The 15719-nt window shown below is 71.9% G+C and carries 4 protein-coding genes; 1 reads left to right on the plus strand and 3 read right to left on the minus strand.

Going from position 1 to position 15719, the window contains the following annotated elements; translation table 11 throughout:
* Positions 1-143: 143 nt before the first annotated feature.
* The 3 genes from ggt to BLV94_RS24370 all read right to left on the minus strand — a co-directional run bounded on the left by ggt (position 144) and on the right by BLV94_RS24370 (position 4696).
* Entirely contained in the window at positions 144-2114 is a 1971-nt protein-coding gene (gene ggt / locus BLV94_RS24360; RefSeq protein ID WP_072938171.1) for a gamma-glutamyltransferase, read from the minus strand.
* 37 nt (positions 2115-2151) lie between these two features.
* Positions 2152-3717: an FUSC family protein gene (locus BLV94_RS24365; RefSeq protein WP_167372183.1), complete on the minus strand. Its 1566-nt coding sequence runs from the start codon at positions 3715-3717 to the stop codon at positions 2152-2154.
* 190 nt (positions 3718-3907) lie between these two features.
* Positions 3908-4696: a putative protein N(5)-glutamine methyltransferase gene (locus tag BLV94_RS24370; RefSeq protein ID WP_072938174.1), complete on the minus strand. Its 789-nt coding sequence runs from the start codon at positions 4694-4696 to the stop codon at positions 3908-3910.
* Between the two features lie 348 nt (positions 4697-5044).
* On the opposite strand from BLV94_RS24370, the gene BLV94_RS24375 reads away from it, so the two are divergent.
* The gene (locus BLV94_RS24375) at positions 5045-15628 is read left to right on the plus strand and encodes a type I polyketide synthase (protein ID WP_072938177.1); all 10584 of its coding nucleotides are present in this window, start codon (positions 5045-5047) and stop codon (positions 15626-15628) included.
* The last annotated feature ends 91 nt before the right edge of the window (positions 15629-15719 follow it).

Below are 15719 nucleotides of genomic sequence, written 5' to 3' on the forward strand. Positions count from 1 at the left end.
ACCCTCGGTATGGTCGAAGAACGCCCAGGTGCCGTCCGGGGGATCGTTCACATCGTTGTTCGCCATGGTCGATGGGTTCCCCGCCGGCCGGGGTCTGAACCATCGGATGGACTATCCCCTCTTCTTCACACCGCATTCGCGGTTCAGCCGGTGCCGTCACCCATCACCGCGCCCTCCCGCCGCGGGTCCGCGCCGCCGACCCACCCCGAGTCCTGACGCTGCAGCGCACTGAGCCCGCTGGACTGCGGTGCGACCGACACCTGGTGACCCATCGCCCGCAGTTGCACGATCAACGGGTCGGCGGCGCCGTCGTCGACCGCGTCGATGTTCGGATGCTCTCCGCCGACGCCGGTGACCGGGGTGTTGGCCGCCCCGAAGTCGACCGCCGACACGGCCTGCTGCGGGTTCAGGCCCCAATCCAGCATTCCCACGAGCGTTTTCACGACGAACTGGATGATCACCGAACCGCCCGGCGACCCGGTCGCGAACTGGACGTCGCCGCGTGAGCCGTCGCTGCCGCGGTCGAAGACGAGTGTCGGTGCCATCGAACTCCGCGGCCGCTTACCCGGTTCGACGCGGTTGGCGAGGGGCGCCCCGTCGGGGCCGACCGGCTGGGCCGAGAAGTCGGTGAGCTGATTGTTGAGCACGAAGCCGTCCGTCATGTGGAACGAGCCGAACGCCGATTCCACCGTCGTCGTCATCGATGCGACGTTGCCGTATTGGTCGGCGATCGAGATGTGGCTGGTGCCGTGTTCCTTGTCCTGCGGCTGCACACCGAGCGGAACGGGCCCGAAGTTGCCGGGTTGCGCGGTGCCCATGCTCTTGCCCGGGTCGATGAGGCCGGCCCGCTGCTTCAGGTAGTCCTCGTTCAGCAGTGTGTCGAGGGAATTGCCGGGCAGCGGAACGAAATCGGAGTCCGCGACGTATTTGTCCCGGTCGGCGTACGCCAGGCGCTCGGCCTCGGAGATGAGGTGCACGGCCTCCGCCGTCGGCTTTCCGCCGTTGTCGTCGAGATTCGTCGGCCCGTACTGCGACAGGTCGAAGTTCTCCAGGATGCCGAGCGTCGCCGCGACCGCGGTGCCGCCGGACGACGGGTTCGGCATGCCGCAGATCTCGTGGTCGCGGTACGGCGTGCACAGCGGTGTCCGCTTCTTCGCCTGGTAGTTGGCGAGGTCGTCGAGGGTCATCTGGCCGGGTGTGCGGCCGCCCGACGCGGTCGCCGTCGCGTCGACGATGCCCTGGGCGATCGCCCCTGTGTAGAAGGCGTCGGCGCCGCCCGCGGCGATCGCTCCGAGCGTCTTGGCCATGGCCGGGTTCGTCAGCTTCGTCCCGGCCGGCTTCGGGCTGCCGTCGGGGTTCAGGAAGTACGCCTTCGACGGCTCGTCGACGGCCAGGTCGGGCGCGGACGCGGCGATCTGCCCGGCCATCCGCGGGCTGATCTCCAGCCCCTGGTCGGCGAGGGAGATGGCCGGGTCGAACAGTTCCCGCCACGCGTCCCGCCCGTGGTCGCGGTGCGCCATCTCGAGCATCCGCAGGACGCCGGGCACCCCGATGGACCGTCCGCTCGCGCGGGCGTCGGGCTTGGGCTCGGTGCGGTCGGTGTCGCTGATCCAGCGGAGGTAGTTCTCCGTCGCGGCCATCGGCGCGACCTCGCGCCCGTCGTACGCCTCGACACTGTTCTGCCCGGCGTCGTAATAGAGCAGGAACGCGCCGCCGCCGATTCCGGAGGACTGCGGTTCGACGAGACCGAGAACGGTCTGGGCCACGATCAGCGCGTCGGCGGCCGTCCCGCCGTCCCGCAGCACCTCGCACGCGGCCTGCGTCGACACCGGATTGGCGGTGGAGACCGCATACGACGCGGTGGTCACGGGCGTCATCCCGGAGCGGTACACGGTGGCGATCTCGGGGTTGGTCGCGAGGTTCTGGGTGGTCGGCGCCGGGCCGGGCGGTGGCGGCGCCTTGGAGACCGGGGTGCCGTTGGGAACATCCGCGCACGTGGCCGCCGGATCGCTCTGCGGTTCCTCGTCCGACGAGCACGCGGCCAGCACCCCGACGCAGAGAGCCGCGGCCAACGAGGCCCGAAATACTGTTCCGATTCCCGTCACAGGACCCATCACCGAACCCTAACAGCGGGAATCCGGCGACGACCGGCTAAAGACGAGGTCCGAAGTGCCGGGTGAGGATTCGGTACCCGAGCTCGTGCAGATGGTGGTGCTCGCGCCACCGGTCGCGGGTCCACGCCGGGTCGGTGTGGGCGGCGGTGATCGCGGCGGTCGTCGATGCGTGCAGATCGAACTCGAGGTCCCGGCAGAGTTCGGCGACGGCAGCCGGTTCCCGGGCGTCGCCGAGCCGCCCGATCGTCGCGGCCACCTGCTCGTCCGCGTCGCTCAGGATCCGCCGGTACGAACCAGGGAGCACGGTCCACAACACCACCAGCGCCACCGCGACACCGAGCACGGTCTCGACGAGCCGGTCGCGGGACACGGTCATCAGGTCCACGTGCGTGCCGCGGCTACCGAGCACCAGGGCGAGCGGGGTGATGAACACCATCGCCAGCCCGTAATTGCGGACGAGGAACGCCTCGATCCCCGCCATCAGACCCGCCACCACGAGGACCAGCACCGCCGCCGACAGGTCGAGCGACGACAGCACGGCGAGCACCACCAGTCCGAGCACCGTTCCGAAGAACCGGTGCAGCCCGCGGTACGTCCCCAGCACCCGGTCCGGTCCCTGGTGCAGGATCATCGCCGCGGTGATCACCGCCCAGTCGGGCCTGCCGACACCGAACCCCAGCGCGAGGAGACCGGCCGCGGGGCACGCGACCAGCAGTCGCGCGACGATCGTCCAGGACCGGCCCCGCAGATGCGAAGCCCGGCCGAGCCGATAGCGGATCGACGGCCGCGGCAGCGGGACCTGCGGCCGCAGGTCGTCGACATCCGACGCGTGGTCCGCGTCGACACCGTCCACCGTCGCCGCACAGCGCAGGTGCGCCGCGCGCAACGTGCGGGTCAGCGGGTGATCACCGCCGACGAGGGCGGCGTCGTGGAGGCATTGCCAGGCGGCGTGCAGCGACCGCACCGCGTCCCGCCGGGAACCGGGCGAGGACCCGTCGGAGAGTGCGGTGTCGACTGCGGCGACCGCAGTCGCGACCGCGGCACGCTCGGGGGTGCGTGGCCGAACGATCAGCCCCGACATCGACACGATCAACGCCGACACCGCCCCGGCCGCCGCCCAGGCCGTCACCTCCGCCACGGAGACACCGAGCGCAGGCAGCGCGGACGAGATCTCCACGGTGAGCAGCGGAAGGAAGGCGCCCGGCGCGCCGAGTCGCAGTCCGTCGACGACGAACGCGCAGACGGCGACGACCACGGTCATCGCGAGGACGAGCGCCATCCCCCACAACGCGGACCCGCCCGCCGCCGTCGCGTCGTGCACGAATGCGCCGACCGCGGCGCCGACGCCGGCCAGGAGCACCATCACGGCGGCGGCGATCGACACCACCCGCCACCGCACCCGGTACGCCCGGCCCTCGCCGTAGACGACGGCGAACGCACCCAGGGTGGCGGTCGCCGCGACAGCCGAATGTCCGAGCGCGACCCCCGCCAGCGCGGGCAGGCCCACGGCCACGCCGGCGCGGACCACGCCCGGCCAGCGTCGACCCAGCTTGGGCACCCCGAGAAGCAGCGACCGTGCCGGGGCCGGCGCAGGGATCGGCACACCGTGATCCCGCGATCCGGTTCCCTGATCCTGCGCACCTACCGACACGACCACTCACCCTACGAGCGGTCGCGTCACTCGAAGCAGTCGATGAGGTGCATCTCACGTGTGACTCCCCACGTGAGTGACAAAGTGTGCCCCGGGACGCTTTGCCACTCACCTGGGGGGTCGCTCACCTGGGGGTGGTCGCTCACCTGGGATTGGCGCCGACGACGACGGTGGCGCCCACCTCGCCGGACGTCTCGATCCGGGTGGTGAGCCCGGCCGCCGCGAACGCCTCGGCGGTAAGCGGGGCCTGACTCTCGCTGGTCTCGATCAGCAGATGGCCGCCCGGCGCGAGCCAGTCGCGCGCCCCGGCGGTGACGCGCCGCTGGATGTCGAGTCCGTCGGCGCCGCCGTCCAGTGAGACCCGCGGCTCGTGGAACCGGGCCTCCGGCGGCATCAACCTGATCGCGTCGGTGGGCACGTAGGGGGCGTTGGCCACCAGGACGTCGATGCGTCCCCTCAGCGCGGTCGGCAACGGTGCGTACAGGTCGCCCTCGAACACCCGGGCCGGTTCGGCGAGGTTGCGTCGCGCGCACCGGACCGCGGCAGGGTCGATGTCGACCGCGTACAACTCGACGCCGTCGAGGGTGTCGGCGAGCGCGGCGCCCACCGCTCCCGAACCGCAGCACAGGTCGACCACGACCGCGTGCGGGCACGCGAGGGCGGCGGCCTGCTCGACGAGGAACGCGGTGCGACGCCGCGGCACGAACACCCGCGGATCGACCTCGATCCGGAGCCCGCAGAATTCGGCCCAGCCGAGGACGTGTTCGAGCGGGACGCCTGCGACGCGGCGGTCCAGCATCGAGGCGAGTTCGTCCGACGTCCGGGCGGCGGCGACGATCAGGCGCGCCTCGTCCTCGGCGAACACACAGCCGGCGGCGCGCAGCCTCGTGACGAGGACGAACTCGAGGGACGGGGAGAGAGACACTGGCATGGGAGAGCCTTTCGGAATGCCGATGGGCGCTCTCCCGGTCACCTTATGTCGGTACGACCGCGCGGTCGCGAAGTGAGAGCACCCGACCTGAACGAACGGACACGGGACTCACCTCCTCGATACGGATCCTGCTCGGAGTCGCAACACTACCGACAGCGGTGGTCGCCGGGAAGCCGAACAGCCGGAATCGGCATACACCGGAGCGACGGTGGGTATCCCCTTGGCGTGCCGAGCTGACCAGGTGGATCGGTCGTCGGCGCGAAGCTCAGACCGCTCCATCCGCATCGTGACGGCGGATACAATCGAGGTTTCCGCGCTACGTATGGCGGATCTCGGATAGGACCTCGTATGGCCGATCAGGCGAAGCTTCTCGACTATCTGAAGCGCGTCACCGCGGACCTCTATCAGGCGCGGGAGAAGCTCCGTGAGGTCGAGGGCGTGAGCCGCGAACCGATCGCCGTCATCGGCATGGGCTGCAGGTTCCCCGGCGGTGTGCGATCGCCGCGGGACCTGTGGCGGCTGGTCGAGTCGGGTTCGGACACCGTCGCCGGGTTCCCCGAGGACCGCGGCTGGGGCCTGGCGGATCTCTACGACCCGAAGGCCGAGCAGGCCGGTAAGACGTACACGGTGCAGGGCAGTTTCCTCGACGACCCCGCCGGGTTCGACCCCGAGGTCTTCGGCATCTCGCCGCGCGAGGCGCTGGCGATGGATCCGCAGCAGCGGCTTCTCCTCGAGACGAGCTGGGAGACGTTCGAGCATGCCGGCATCGACCCGCGGTCGGTGCACGGCAGGCAGGTCGGCGTCTTCACCGGGCTGTCCGGCATCGACTACGCGGCGCGGGCGGGCGGCATGCCGCCCGAGGATCTGGAGGGTTACTTCATCACCGGCAACGCGATGAGCGTCGCGTCCGGCCGGGTGGCGTACAGCTTCGGCCTCAACGGACCCGCGATCACGGTCGACACCGCGTGCTCGTCGTCGTTGGTGTCCATCCACCTCGCCATGCAGGCGCTGCGCAGCGGTGAGTGCGAACTGGCGCTGGCGGGCGGAGCGACCGTCATGGCGACCCCCGCGGTGTTCGTAGAGTTCAGCCGTCAGCGCGGGCTGGCCCGCGACGGGCGGTGCAAGGCGTTCTCCGCCGCGGCGGACGGCACGGCGTGGGGCGAGGGCGCGGGGATGGTCGCGCTGGAGCGACTGTCCGACGCGGAGCGCAAGGGCCGCCGGATCCTGGCCGTCATCCGGGGCAGCGCGGTGAACCAGGACGGCGCCAGCAACGGCCTGACCGCGCCGAACCGGCAGGCTCAGGAGCGGGTGATCGCGCAGGCGCTGGCGAATGCGGGGCTCGGACCCGGCGACGTCGACGTGGTCGAGGCGCACGGCACGGGCACGAAACTGGGTGACCCGATCGAGGCGTCCGCCCTCCTGGCCGCTTACGGCCGCGAGCGCCCCGCCGACCGTCCGTTGTGGCTCGGCTCGGTGAAGTCGAATCTCGGGCACACCCAGGCGGCCGCGGGCGTCGCCGGGGTGATCAAGATGATCATGGCGATGCGGCACGGTGTCCTGCCGAAGACTCTGCACGTGGACCGGCCGACTCCGCACGTCGACTGGTCTGCCGGTGCGGTGTCGCTGCTCACCGAGAACCGGGAGTGGCCCGAATCCGACCGTCCCCGCCGGGCCGCGGTCTCGTCGTTCGGCATCAGCGGCACCAACGCCCACGTCGTGCTGGAAGAGGCGCCGCCGGTCGAGCCTTCACTCGGCGAACCACCCCGTCCACCTGACGAAGTCGTCGCCTGGTTCGTGTCGGGACACACCGAGCCCGCACTGCGCGCGCAGGCCGAGCGGCTCCGCGAGTACGTCAGCGGCCACCCCGACCTGACGCCCGCCGCGGTGGCAGGCGCCCTGCTGGGTTCCCGGGCCACGTTCGACCATCGCGCCGCCGTGATCGGCGCACAGCCCCACGCCCTGCTGAACGGTCTCGACGCGCTCAGCCGCGGCGCGCCCAGCGCCGACGTGGTCACCGGTGTGGCGCTGGAGGCCGGCGACCGGCCGGTGTTCGTCTTCCCCGGCCAGGGTTCGCAGTGGGTGGGCATGGCCACCGAACTGCTGGACACGTCACCGGTGTTCGCCGACACCGTGCGGGAGTGCGCCGAAGCGCTGGCTCCGTACACGAACTTCTCGCTGCTGGACGTGCTGCGCGACCGCGATCCTGCCGCGCTCGACCGGGTCGACGTGGTGCAACCGGCGCTGTTCGCGATGATGGTCGGGCTCGCCGGGCTGTGGCGTTCCCACGGCGTCGAACCGGCGGCGGTGGTCGGGCATTCGCAGGGCGAGATCGCGGCCGCGTACGTCTCGGGGGCGCTGAGTCTTTCCGACGCGGCGCTCGTCGTGGCGGCCCGCAGCCGGGTGATCGGCGCGTCGGCCCGGCGGGGCGGCGGGATGGCGTCGGTGACGCTGCCCGCGGACCTCGTGCGGGAGAAGATTCAGCCCTGGGCCGGGGCCGTCGAGGTCGCGGCGATCAACGGTCCGTCCGCGACGGTGATCTCCGGCCCCGTCGACGCCCTCGACCTGCTGATCGCACAGTTGCAGAGCGACGGCGTCCAGGCCAGGCGGATCGCGGTGGAATACGCCTCGCACTGCGCGGACGTGTCCGTACTGCGTGAGCCGATTCTCGACGTCCTCGCGTCGATCACCCCCCGCCGGTCGCGGATTCCGTTCTACTCGTCGGTGACCGGTGGCGTGCTGGACGGCACCGCGCTGGACGCCGACTACTGGTACCGCAATCTGCGCCGGACCGTCCGGTTCGAGCAGGCGACGAGATCACTGGCCGCGGACGGGTACCGGTTGTTCGTCGAGTCGTGCAGCCACCCCGTCCTCACAGTGGCGTTGCAGGAAACCCTCGACTCGGCGGGCGTCGCCGGCCGCGCCATCGGCACCATCCGCCGCGACCGCGCGGGGCTCCGGCAGTTCACCGCCGCGCTCGCCGAGGCGCAGGTCCACGGACTGCACGTCGAGTGGGACCGGGTGAGCTGGGCCCGGCACGACGACCGGCAGCGGTGGGTGGACCTCCCCACGTACGCCTTCCAGCATCGCCGCTACTGGCTGGAGAGCCCGGTTCCGCAGGGCGACTTCGCGTCCACGGGCATGGAGTCGGGCGGGCATCCGATGCTCGCCGCGTCGGTCGAACTCGGCGACGGCCGGGGCGCCGTGTTCACGGGACTGCTGTCGCCCCAACGACTTCCCTGGCTGAGCGACCACGGCGTCGACGGCACCGTCATCCTGCCGGGCACGGCTTTCGTGGAACTCGCCCTGCACGCGGGGAACCGCGTCGGGTGCGGCCGGCTCGAGGAACTCGCCATCGAGGCACCCCTGGTGATTCCCGCGGAGGGCGAGGTGGCATTGCAGGTGAGCGTGCTCGCCGACGGCGAGACGGGCCGATCCACGGTGTCGGTGCACTCCCGGCCCGCGGATGCCGCGCCGGACACGCCGTGGACCCGGCACGCCACCGGCACGCTCACGGTCGCCGCGGACACCGCCGACTCCCTCGAACAGCAGTGGCCGCCCGCGGAGGTCACGCCGATCGACGTGCGGGGCCTGTACGACGTGCTCGACGACGCCGGCTACGAGTACGGCCCGGCCTTCCGGGGCCTGAAGGCGGCGTGGCGCCGCGGCGACGACCTGTACGGCGAGGTCCGGCTGAGCGGAGAGGATCCGGCCGCCGCGGTCGCGGGGTACGGGATCCATCCGGCGGTACTCGATGCGGCGCTGCACCTGATTGCGCTCGGAGCCGCGGACACCGGCATCCGGCTGCCGTTCGCCTGGGACAAGGTGCAACTGCACGCCGTGGGCGCCACCGCCCTGCGCGTGCACGTCACCACGACCGGGCCCGAGCGGTACCGGGTCTCCGCGTACGACGCGGCAGGCAGACCGGTGTTGACCGCCGAGTCGCTGGCGCTGCGGCCGCTCGGCGAGGCGGGTGTGCCCGCCGCCCGGGTCCGCGACAGCCTGTACCGGGTGGAGTGGATGCCGGTGGGTGCGTCCAGCACTTCGCCGGCGGACCTGCTGCCGCTCGACGAGGCGCTGGCGGGCGGCGACCCGGACGGTCGCGTGCTGTGGCTCGACCGCGCACCGGGCGACGAGGCGGACGTGCCGGCCCGGTCGCACGCCGCCGCGGAGTCGACGCTGCAGGCGGTCCGGTCCTGGCTCGGCGACGATCGCCTGGCCGAGACCCGCCTGCTGGTCACGACGCGGCTCGCGGTGGCGGTCCGGGACGACGACCCGGTCGACGACGTGTCCGCCGCGCCCGCGTGGGGGCTGATCGGCGCGGTGCAGAACGAGCACCCGGACCGCATCACCCTGGTCGACCTGGACGCGGCGGCCGGTGAACTCTCCGATCCCGCGCTGCTGTCCATGGCCCTGGCCTGCAACGAACCTCAGCTGGCGGTCCGGGACGGGGTGTTGCTGGCGCCGATGCTCGCGGCGGTGACCCCCGCGACGGCCGCGCCCGACGCGGGCCCCGCCACGTTCGGCCCGGACGGCACCGTCCTGATCACGGGCGGCACCGGCACCATCGGCAGGCTGATCGCCCGGCACCTCGTCGCGCAGCACGGGGTGCGGCGGCTGGTGCTGACCGGCCGGCGCGCGCTCGACGCCGAGGCCGAAGACGAACTGCGGGCCGAGTTCGCCGAGTCGGGAACGGAAGTCGACGCTGTCTCGTGCGACGTGGCCGACCGCGACGCGGTGGCCGCGCTGCTCGCCGGCATTCCCGACCTGTCCGGCGTGATCCACGCCGCCGGCGTGCTCGAGGACGCCACCGCCGCCACCCTGAGCGCGGAGCAGTTGCACGCGGTTCTGCGCCCCAAGGTGGACGGCGCCTGGCATCTGCACGACCTCACGCGGGACCGCGACCTGTCGGCGTTCGTGCTGTTCTCCTCGGCGGCGGGCGTGCTCGGCGGCGCGGGACAGGCGAACTATGCGGCGGCGAACGTCTTCCTCGACGCACTCGCACAGCACCGCCGTGCCCGCGGGCTGCCCGCGACATCCATGGCCTGGGGGCTGTGGGACCGGCCCAGCGGGATGACGTCCCATCTGAATGCGGCCGATCTGGACAGGTTGCAGCGCAACGGCATCGACACCATCAGCCCGGAGGCGGGGCTGGCGCTGTTCGACGCCGCACTCGCCGTGAATCGTCCGTTGATCGTGCCGGTCCGGCTGTCGACGCGCGCCTCCCGGTCCGAGGGCGAGTCGCTGCCGCCGATCCTGCGCCGGGTGCTCGGGGTCCGTCGTCGCCGCGCCGCTGCCGCCGATTCCCCGACCGGCCTGGCCGAGGAGTTGCGGGCACTGGACCCCGGAGAGCGGCACAGCCGGGTGCTCGACATCGTCACCACCCACGTGGCGGCCGTGCTGGGTCACGAAGGCAAGGAGGCGATCGACCCGGAACGTGCCTTCAAGCAACTCGGTTTCGACTCGCTGACCGCGGTGCAACTGCGCAATCAGCTGGCGACCGCCACCGGTGTGCGTCTGGCCGCGACGGTGGTGTTCGACCATCCCACCGCGGACGCGCTCACCCAGGAACTGGTGTCCCGCCTGCTCGGGGACGAGGCGGCTCCGCAGCCGGCAGGCCCGACGCGGGCCCGGCGGGACGACGACCCGATCGTGATCGTCGGGATGGCGTGCCGCTACCCGGGCAAGGTGTACAGCCCGGAGGACCTGTGGCGACTCGTCCGCGACGGCCACAACGCGGTGGGCGCGTATCCCCACAACCGGGGCTGGAATCTCGACGAGGTGTACGACCCCGACCCGAACCGGCCCGGCACCACGTACATGAAGGAGGGCGGGTTCCTCTACGACGCAGACGAATTCGACGCCGCATTCTTCGGAATCAGCCCGCGCGAGGCGATCGCGATGGACCCACAGCACCGGCTGCTCCTCGAGAGCGCCTGGGAAGCCCTGGAAGAGGCCGGGATCCAGCCGACCGCGCCCGGGCTCACCGACACCGGTGTGTTCGTCGGGCTGATGGGCGGCGACTACGGCTTCCACCTGATGGCGCAGCGCAACGTCGACGCCGAGGGCTATCTGATGACCGGGACCAGCAACAGCGTGGCGTCCGGCCGGATCTCCTACACGCTCGGCTTCACCGGTCCCGCGGTCACGGTGGACACGGCGTGCTCGTCGTCGCTGGTGGCCATGCATCTCGCGGCGCGGGCGCTGCGCGACGGTGAATGCGCGCTGGCGCTGGCCGGCGGGGCGACGGTGATGGCCACACCCGGTGTGCTGGTCGAGTTCAGCCGCCAGCGCGGGCTCGCCTCGGACGGACGCTGCAAGCCGTTCTCCGACCGGGCCGACGGCACCGGGCTCAGCGAGGGCGCGGGAATGGTGGTGCTGGAACGGCTCAGCGACGCCCGGCGCAACGGGCACCGGGTGCTGGCGATCGTCCGCGGATCCGCGGTCAACCAGGACGGGGCGTCCAACGGGTTGACCGCCCCGAACGGGCCGTCCCAGGAACGCGTCATCCGCCAGGCTCTGGCCGACGCCGCGCTCGGCCCCACCGACATCGACGCCGTGGAGGCGCACGGCACCGGCACGACGCTCGGCGACCCGATCGAGGCGCAGGCGCTGCTCGCCGCGTACGGGCAGGGCCGGGAGGGCAGGCCGCTCTGGCTCGGTTCCGTCAAGTCGAACATCGGCCATTCCCAGGCGGCGGCGGGCGTCGCCGGCGTGATCAAGATGGTGATGGCGATGCGGCACGGGGTGCTGCCCCCGAGCCTGCACGGCGACGTCCCCACCCGGCACGTCGACTGGACCGCGGGCGAGGTGTCGCTGCTCGGCGAATCGGTTGCGTGGCCGGAAACCGGGCGGCCCCGGCGGGCGGCCGTGTCGTCCTTCGGGATCAGCGGCACCAATTCGCACATGATCCTCGAACAGCCACCCGAGGACGTGGTGCCGGAGGCCTCGCCGCCGTCGGCGTCGCCACTGGTGTGGGTGCTCTCAGGGAAGACCGGCGACGCACTGCGCGCGCAGGCCACCCGGTTGGCGGAATTCCTCGACACGAGCGAGACCGAACTCCCGGACCCGGCCGACCTCGCCTACTCGCTGGCCACCACCCGATCCGGTTTCACGCACCGCGCCGCGGTGATCGGGCAAACGCTGGACGACCTGCGCGACGGCCTCGCCCGCATCGTCACGGAGCGTCCCGGCGGCAACGTCGTCACCGGGACGAGCGCCCGCGGCAAGACGGCGTTCATGTTCACCGGCCAGGGCGCGCAGCGCATCGGCATGGGCCGCGGCCTCTACGACACCTACCCGGTGTTCGCGACGGCACTGGACGAGGTCTGCTCCGTCCTCGACGAGCATGTGGAAACGCCGGTACGGCAGGTCATCTGGGACGAGGACGACGGCGCGAAGCTCGACAGCACCGAATACACCCAGCCGGCCCTGTTCGCGATCGAGGTCGCGCTGTATCGGCTGCTGCGGGAGTGGGGCATCACCCCCGACTACCTGATCGGCCATTCGATCGGCGAGATCACCGCGGCCCACGTCGCGGGTGTCTTCAGCCTGCCCGATGCGGCTGCCCTGGTCGGTGACCGGGGACGGTTGATGCAGTCCACCAAACCGGGTCTGATGATCGCCGTCCGGGCACGCGAGGAGGACATCCTGCCGCGGATCGACGGCCGCGTCGATCTCGCGGCCGTCAACGGCGCCGAATCCGTCGTCCTCGCCGGCGGCGAACGCGACGTGCACGCCGTCGCCGCCGAACTGTCCGCCGCCGGACTGAAGACCACGAGCCTGCGGGTCGAACGGGCCTTCCACTCGACCCTGATGGATCCCATCCTCGACCAGTTCACCGCCGTGCTGTCCAAGCTGACGGCGCAGCCGCCGAAGATCCCGGTCGTCTCCAACGTCACCGGACGCGTCGCCGCCGCCGAGGAACTCGTGTCCCCGGAGTACTGGACCCGGCACATCCGGCACACGGTGCGGTTCCACGACGGCATTCGCGCCCTCGACGAACTCGGCGTCACCCGCCTCGTCGAGGTCGGTCCCGGCGCGACCCTGGCGGCACTCGCCGCCGAGGTCGTCCCGAACACGATCGCCACACTGCCCGGGCGCGAGAACGAGGCGCACGGGATCATCGAGGCGGTCGCCGCCGCCTACGTGCAGGGCGCAACCGTCGACTGGGATCGGGTGCTGCCCGGCCGCCGCCGCGTGGCCCTGCCCACGTACGCATTCCAGCGCCGCTCCTACTGGCCGACGGCGGCCGTCCGGAACACCGGCGATCCGACCGAACTGGGGCTGACCCCGTCCGATCATCCGCTGCTCGGTGCCGCGGTGACCCTCGACGACGATGCGACCCTGTTCACGGGACAGCTGTCGCTGCACCGGGATCCCTGGCTCGTGTCACCGTCGGTCGACGACGGCGACACCCCGGTACCCGACCACGGCGAGGCGAAGACGGTGCTGCCCGCGGTGCCGGTCGAACTCGCCCTGCACGCGGCCCACCACGTCGGTCTCGACCACATCGACGAACTCACCCTGCACCACCCGCTCGTCCTCCCGACGTCGGGGCTGGCCTCGATCCGGGTGCTCGTGTCGCCGCCGGGCACCACCGGGGCCCGCAGCGTCACCGTCTCGTCGAAGTCGGGTGACCCCGACAGCCCGGACAGCTGGGTTCGGAACGCGTCGGCGACAATCGACGACGTCACCGGCTCGTCGGCCCAAGTGCCGCAACAGGATCCGGGCGACACCGAGACCGAGGTGCGGCTCGGGGACGGCGTCGACACGAGTGGGTTCGGCATCCACCCGGTGCTGCTGCAGGCCGCGATCGAACCCCTCCTCGGGTGGGACGGCTGGCCCCAGACGTGGTCTGGAATCCGTCTGCACACCGTCGGTGCCGACGCGGTGACCGCCCGGTTCACGCCCGGCGACGACGGGAGGCACCGCGTCGCCGCCGTCGACCCCGCCGGTGAACCGGTGCTGACCGTCGATGCGCTGCGCGTGGTGCAGCGGGCGGACGACGGGGGTCGTCCGGCGTCGCTGCGACTGCACCGGACCGCCTGGATCCGGGTGGAGGTCGCGCCGTCCGAGCCTCGCGGACCGGTGGTCGTCCTCGGCGCCGACGGGTTCGGCGACCCGGGCACCGGTTCGACGTTCCCGGGGTGTCCCGACCTGGAGGCGTTGCGGACGGCGATGGAGTCCGGGCCGGACGAAGACGACCGGCGTCCGTGGACGGTGCTGGTCGGGTGCGCGACCGACGGCGACCACGGTCCGGACGCGACCCACGAACTGTGCACGCGGGTGCTGCGACTGCTGCAGGAGTGGCAGGACGACGAGACGTTCGCCGACAACCCGCTCGTGATCGTGACCCGCAACGCCATGGTCACCGACGACGGGCAGGACCACGACGCTCGCCCCGACCTCGCGGCCGCGGCGGTGTGGGGCCTGGTGGGCTCCGCCCAGAACGAGAACCCGGACCGGTTCGTGCTGATCGACCTCGACGACGCGTCGGACGCCGAGGCCGCGATCACGTCGGCACTGGCGAGCGGGGAACCGCAGGTGGCGGCCCGGAACGGCACCCTCTGTGCACCGCGGTTGCGGCGCATGCCCGCCGTCGACGAACCGACCCCGTTCGATCCCGGCGGCACGGTGCTGGTCACCGGCGGCACCGGCACGGTCGGGTCTCTGGTCGCCCACCACCTGGTGACCGAGCACGGGGTACGACACCTGGTGCTGACCAGCAGGCGCGGGCCCGGCGCCGAGGGCAGCGACCGGTTGCGCCGCGAACTGGGCGATCTGGGCGCCGAGGTGAGCATCGTCGCCTGCGACACCGCGGACGAGTCGGCGGTCGCCGGGTTGCTGGCGGGAATACCGTCCGAGCATCCACTGACGGCGGTGATCCACGCGGCAGGAGTGATCGACGACGGCACCCTGGCGTCGCTGACTCCCGAGCGACTCGACACGGTCCTGCGGCCGAAGGTCGACGCGGCCTGGCACCTGCACCGGTTGACCGCGGACAGCGACCTGCGGGCGTTCGTCGTGTTCTCCTCACTCGCCGGCGTCCTCGGCGCTCCCGGGCAGGCGAACTATGCGGCCGCGAACATGTTCCTCGACGCCCTCGCCCACCACCGGCACGCCCTCGGGCTGCCCGGACTCTCGATCGCGTGGGGCATGTGGGCGACACCCAGCGCCATGACCGACAACCTCGGTGCCATCGACCTCGCCCGCGCCCGCCTCAGCGGGATGGTTCCCATGCCCGCAGCCGACGGCCTGGCGCTGTTCGACAGCGCGCTGGCCGCCGGTGCCCCCACCGTCGCGGCCGCGCGGTTCGACCACTCCGGTTCGGCCGCACCGTACGTTCCCCCACCGCTGCGGGGCCTGATCCGGGAGTCGCGCCCCCACGCCGCGGGATCGGATTCGGTCGTGACCGGGCCGAACGGGTCGGGGCCGTCGGACTGGTCGCAGCGACTCGCCGACCTGTCGATCCCCGAACAGCGGCACCTGATGCTCGACCTCGTGCGGGGCGGGGCCGCCACCGTGCTCGGCTACGACGCGTCCGACTCCGTGGACCCCGACCAGGCGTTCAAGGAACTCGGCTTCGATTCACTCGCGGCCGTCGCGCTCCGCAACCATCTCGGCGCCGCCACAGGGCTGCGGTTGCCGCCGACCATGGTGTTCGACCACCCGAGTCCGCGGGCCGTCGCCGAGTTCCTTCGCTCGGAACTCGTTCCGGATCCGATGTCGGTGGCGCTCGCCGACGTCGACCGGCTTCGCGCCACCATCGCCGAACTCGGCGACGACGCCGAGGCGCGGTCGGCCATCGCGCAACGCCTCGGAAGCCTCCTCGCCGAGGTCGGAACGTCCGACGACGCGCATGCCGCCGCGGTCGACAAGATTCATGCCGCGACGAGTGAGGAGATCCTGGACCTGATCGATCGCGGTCTCTGACCGGGAACAGCGTGGGTGATCGCCGCCGGGAACACCGGCCCCGCAGGCGATACGATCGTCGCCGTCACAGGCCTCGAAAGGAATCACACGC

Origin of the sequence: Rhodococcus koreensis, assembly GCF_900105905.1 — a bacterium.
GTDB classification, from domain to species: domain Bacteria; phylum Actinomycetota; class Actinomycetes; order Mycobacteriales; family Mycobacteriaceae; genus Rhodococcus_F; species Rhodococcus_F koreensis.